General features: G+C 61.0%; 6 protein-coding genes and 1 pseudogene. 5 read left to right on the forward strand and 2 right to left on the reverse strand.

Annotation, left to right across the window (positions count from 1 at the left end; all coding sequences use genetic code 11):
* Positions 1–309 (forward strand): annotated as a pseudogene (locus tag DFQ15_RS18015) (recombinase family protein); the annotation flags it as partial.
* Here DFQ15_RS18015 and DFQ15_RS17275 read toward each other — a convergent pair.
* On the reverse strand, positions 267–584 hold the full coding sequence (locus DFQ15_RS17275) for a hypothetical protein (RefSeq protein WP_146228791.1): 318 nt from the start codon (positions 582–584) through the stop codon (positions 267–269). The pseudogene DFQ15_RS18015 and the gene DFQ15_RS17275 overlap by 43 nt on opposite strands.
* 207 nt (positions 585–791) lie before the next feature.
* On the reverse strand, positions 792–1091 hold the full coding sequence (locus tag DFQ15_RS17280; RefSeq protein WP_146228792.1) for a hypothetical protein: 300 nt from the start codon (positions 1089–1091) through the stop codon (positions 792–794).
* Positions 1092–1234: 143 nt separating this feature from the next.
* On the opposite strand from DFQ15_RS17280, the gene DFQ15_RS16675 reads away from it, so the two are divergent.
* The 4 genes from DFQ15_RS16675 to DFQ15_RS17285 form a co-directional block, all read left to right on the forward strand.
* Positions 1235–1573: a hypothetical protein gene (locus DFQ15_RS16675; protein ID WP_110467032.1), complete on the forward strand. Its 339-nt coding sequence runs from the start codon at positions 1235–1237 to the stop codon at positions 1571–1573.
* Positions 1574–1862: 289 nt separating this feature from the next.
* A complete protein-coding gene (locus DFQ15_RS16680) occupies positions 1863–2072 on the forward strand; it encodes a major capsid protein (protein WP_110467033.1) in 210 nt (69 codons plus the stop codon).
* A gap of 6 nt (positions 2073–2078) precedes the next feature.
* Positions 2079–2276 (forward strand): hypothetical protein, encoded by a 198-nt coding sequence (locus DFQ15_RS16685; RefSeq protein ID WP_110467034.1) that lies wholly within the window; start codon positions 2079–2081, stop codon positions 2274–2276.
* Positions 2266–3483 (forward strand): hypothetical protein (locus DFQ15_RS17285; RefSeq protein ID WP_199399906.1); only part of this gene is annotated, 1218 nt, incomplete at its 3' end. The genes DFQ15_RS16685 and DFQ15_RS17285, both read left to right, overlap by 11 nt.

Genomic DNA, 3483 nt, shown 5'->3' on the forward strand with positions numbered 1-3483 from the left:
CTGCAAATCCTCGGAGCATTCGCGCAGCTAGAACGCTCGATGATCAGGGAGCGCGCCATAGCTGGCCAGGTCGCTGCGTACATGCGGGGTGTTCGATGGGGTGGAAAGTCTTCTGCGCTGCCTGAAGAGTATTGGCAGGATGTGCGCGACTGTTATGCATCCGGATGGTGGACTATGGATGCGCTTGGTGTCTGGTTTGGTGTTTCTCGCCGGACTATTTCAGCAATTGTGCGCCCTGAGCGGGCAGCATTGAGGCGTGCGATGCGTCAGTCTTCTCCGGTACTTCGCGCGGCATTGCAGCTGCAGTGATGGCGACTGGATCGAGATCGTGCAGCCGTCGTTATCTGCTCGACTAGGGATCGTTTAGCCGCGCTGTCGGCTTCGTTCTCAAGGCCCGCCAGCGCTGTCCAGTAGAGCGGGTCTTCTCCCAAGCTGCTGGCCATCGACCCCGCCAGCAGTGCACTTAGCTTCTTTCGCTTCTTTGCTTGCGCGATGGCTGAGGCGTCTACATCGAGGTCGCGCGCCCACTCTGCTGCTTTCTTCTTGTGAAGAGCCAACTCCAGTAGATCGTTTGTGGTGTCCATGCCGCCATTGTGACGGCGCGTCATCAAATATTTGGTGACGGCTCGTCATGGTTGTGCTATCTTTCGTTCCGTGACGAGTTGTCACGTGTAGGCCAAATCTGCCACGAAAGAAACGCCATGCCCGCCCTTCGATGCGCCGGTTCTGACATTTGTACTCTGCCCCTCCCCGGGGTGCCTCCCGCGCCGATCCGGTGGGTGGAGGTCGCGTTAACGGGGGCTAAAGATCCCGTCAAAGTCGGCGAGTTCGTCTCCTCGCTCCAGTTCATCTTCAGTTCCGACATCGTCCAGTTCATCGACGAAGTTGCTGCGTTCCAGAAGGGCGACAAGGTTCGATTCCTCCGCCTGCACGTTGCATTCGATGCGCAAACGAAGTTGCCCGTCGCTGTTCTTCAGGGCGGCGGTGTAGAGGGTCGGCGTGTCGTTCCGCTTATGCAAGGCCTGGATACGTTCCAGCAGTTTTGCCTCGCCCTCGACAGGCGCCGCGTGCGGGTTCGCATGAATTCGCATGTGTGTCCTCAGTGGATCAAAGCGTCCATTCTGTGGGCTGCACGGCGCATTGCTCTGTTTTGACCCTTCCCCCCGTTGCCTCACGTGTGGGGCAACCGAGGGAAACGTCTCCCTGCTCTGTCCGGCCTTAGGAGGCTCGCACTATGTTTACCGCGCTCATTCAGATTATCAAAGTCAACGATGCCCGCAGCGGCTCCAAAGACGGCCGCGCCTGGGAAATGCAGGACGCCGAGTGCCTGCTGCTCGCTGATGACGGCTCTCCGCAGCAGGTTGGCGTCTTGATGCTTCCCAAAGAACTGCGCAACAAGACCGTGCCGGGCACCTATACCGGCAGTTTTGCGCTGTCCGCCGGCCTGCGTGATCGGCGCATTGAGGCCATCCTCACCAATCTGATCCCCGTAGATATCGCCTCGGTTCGCAAGACCCATGCGGCGGCTGTTGCTGCCAATGTCGATGCGGGGGTGGCCCGCAAAGGCGCGTAATGCCCTCCCCCGATGTTCCAACGAATCCTTGTCCGAATTGCCGTAGGTGTGGGCATTGCCTCGGTCATGGCGCGGTTTCGGTGGCTGATGTAACGGACGCTGAGTGGGCTGAGCACCGCCGTGACAGGTTGAGCTTGTGTATCTTTTGGATGCTGGTTCTGAACATGTTCTTGACGGTCGTGGCTGCATTTACATGCACCTTGTGAGTTTGTACCCCGCAGCCCTCCAACGCAGTGATGCGCCGAGGCCTGCCGAGTGCAATCCCGCACTGTTTGAAAGGACCTCTCCCATGTTCGCATCCACCCGCTCCCGCATCGCTGCCCTGGCAGTCGCCCCCCTGGCCCTCGTCGGCACCGCGCAAGCCGCAGTCCCCGCCGGTGTCACCACCGCCATGACCGACCTGTCCACCGACGGTGTCGCCATCGTCGGCGCGATCATGGGTGCCTGCATCTCCATCTGGGGCCTCAAGAAGCTTGCCACCAAATTCGGCTGGTTCTGACCCTCCATGGCCGAGCCCAACACCGGCACGGCCACGGCCAGCGACGGCACCAGCATCACGGTGCTCGTCGCCCCGGCCCCGCCCTCCGAGGAGCACGTCGCCGACATGGCGTGGTTGTTCCTCGCCTTCGTCTCCGTCGCAGTTCCCATCTACTGCATCCGGTACCTGACCGGGCTTTTCCGGACAGACTCCAGTGAAAACTAATCATGCCGTCCGCACTAGAAATCCAGTTTGGCTTGGGCTTGGCCTTCTTGCTCTGGCTCATGTTCAAGTAGCGCATGCCGTCGAGTGGAGGAAGACCTCTGACTACGTCTGGTACGGATCGGGCAATGTGCGGGAGGCCAATATCGGGACCGGTTCTGGTGCCACCATCCTCGATATCAAGGGCAGTTACACCGGTGCCACCATCGGCAGATCGGAGTCTCTCTCGGTAGGCTCCGGCCCTAAGATTCCGCTCACCGCTGTCGCGAAGGTCGAGGCCGCGTCCCTCGGCAAAGCCATTGCACGCTTCGCCACTCGCGCCATCCCGGCTGTCAGCACCCTGGCTGCGGTGGTCGCGCTTTTGGGCGACGTCAAGGTCATCATGAAAGCCGGTGAGGGTGGGGCGGACAACCGCTTCTACGTCACGGATGAGAACGGCGGTGGCATGGAGCGGGCCTTCTATGGGGACAGGTGGTACGCCGACCCGCTGGAGGCTTGCAAGGCCTATATTCCCAGCAGCACGGGCTACGTCCGCAGAGGCAGCACCGCGTATTGCACACGCAGTGGCCAGGAGACCGTGCCGGTAGATGTTCGCATGACGTGCCCCGATGGGTCGTCCTCCGGCTACAAAGTGATCGCAGACGGTGATGTCTGTCCCTCAGGGCAACAGCGCGAAATTTCTCCGGATGATCTCGCCACTCGCATAGCCCGCGAATCGGGGTGGCCTGATCCTCAAAGGCTTGGCAATATCCTGCGCGAGGCCATAGGCAGTGGTGAGACCGTGCAGGTCGGTAGCCCCACGGTCACAGGGCCTGCCAGCAGTCAAGGTGCGCCCGTCACGAAAACCACCGTGAATCCGCAGGGGCAGCCCATCACGACGACCACCAGCACGACGAACAACTACACCTACAACGACAACAAGGTCACCAACACGCCGACGACGACGACTACGACCGTCAACAACAACACCGGCGAGAAGACCACCGAGACAGAGACGACCGACGACAAGCGGGACGAGTGCGAGAAGAACCCCGATTCGCTCGCCTGCGCCACCACCGATGTGCCTGACGGCGAGATTCCGAAGTCGAACAAGACCGTCACCTACAGCGAAGACGGCTTCCTGAGTGGCGGCGGCTCCTGCCCCGCCGACAAGTACGCCAGCATCCACGGCGTCAGCACCATGGTGTGGGACTGGCAAAGGGCCTGCGGC

Origin of the sequence: Xylophilus ampelinus, assembly GCF_003217575.1 — a bacterium.
Classification (GTDB): Bacteria; Pseudomonadota; Gammaproteobacteria; order Burkholderiales; family Burkholderiaceae_C; genus Xylophilus; species Xylophilus ampelinus.

What these genes read in the sequence shown, in the direction of transcription:
- DFQ15_RS17275 (WP_146228791.1), bottom strand. Translation starts at nt 584, where the DNA reads ATGGACACCACAAACGATCTACTGGAGTTGGCTCTTCACAAGAAGAAA.
- DFQ15_RS17280 (WP_146228792.1), bottom strand. Translation starts at nt 1,091, where the DNA reads ATGCGAATTCATGCGAACCCGCACGCGGCGCCTGTCGAGGGCGAGGCA.
- DFQ15_RS16675 (WP_110467032.1), top strand. Translation starts at nt 1,235, where the DNA reads ATGTTTACCGCGCTCATTCAGATTATCAAAGTCAACGATGCCCGCAGC.
- DFQ15_RS16680 (WP_110467033.1), top strand. Translation starts at nt 1,863, where the DNA reads ATGTTCGCATCCACCCGCTCCCGCATCGCTGCCCTGGCAGTCGCCCCC.
- DFQ15_RS16685 (WP_110467034.1), top strand. Translation starts at nt 2,079, where the DNA reads ATGGCCGAGCCCAACACCGGCACGGCCACGGCCAGCGACGGCACCAGC.